1 protein-coding gene is annotated in these 529 nt (G+C 40.6%); it reads left to right on the forward strand.

Annotated features, from left to right (window positions below):
• On the forward strand, positions 1 to 529 hold a 529-nt coding region (locus RR876_RS17295), incomplete at both ends, for a LysE family transporter (RefSeq protein ID WP_332637216.1).

Raw genomic sequence — 529 nt, forward strand, 5'->3', positions numbered from 1 at the left:
GGCGCAATATGGTTCAGAGTTTTTAGGTTTGGCTTTAGTTCATTTTCTTGCAGTGCTTTTACCGGGTCCAGATTTTGCAGTGACCGTAAGGCACAGTGTCCGTTATGGATATTTGATTGGATGCCTAACCGCGATAGGAATAGGCGCAGGGATTTCAATCCATGTTTTATATACCCTTGTTGGGCTAGGCATAATCATTCAGCAAAGTTCATGGCTGCTGTTTTCTTTACAGATTTGTGGAGCAATGTATTTAATCTATTTGGGGTGGAGTTTATTGCGTACTCAGCCCTTTAATTATGATGCTTCAACAGAAAATATAGACAGCCTTCCTTTAAGCAAATGGAAGGCATTTATGACCGGGTTTATGACGAATGCCCTTAATCCGAAAGCGACCCTATTTTTTCTGGCTATATTTACAACCTTGGTTCATCCAACGACACCGATGAAACTTCAAATTTTTTATGGTGTTTGGATGTGTGCAGTCAATGCATTGTGGTTCATGGTTGTTGCCATTTTATTTTCTCGGCCA

Origin of the sequence: Acinetobacter sp. (genome assembly GCF_036666595.1) — a bacterium.
Taxonomy (GTDB): Bacteria; Pseudomonadota; Gammaproteobacteria; order Pseudomonadales; family Moraxellaceae; genus Acinetobacter.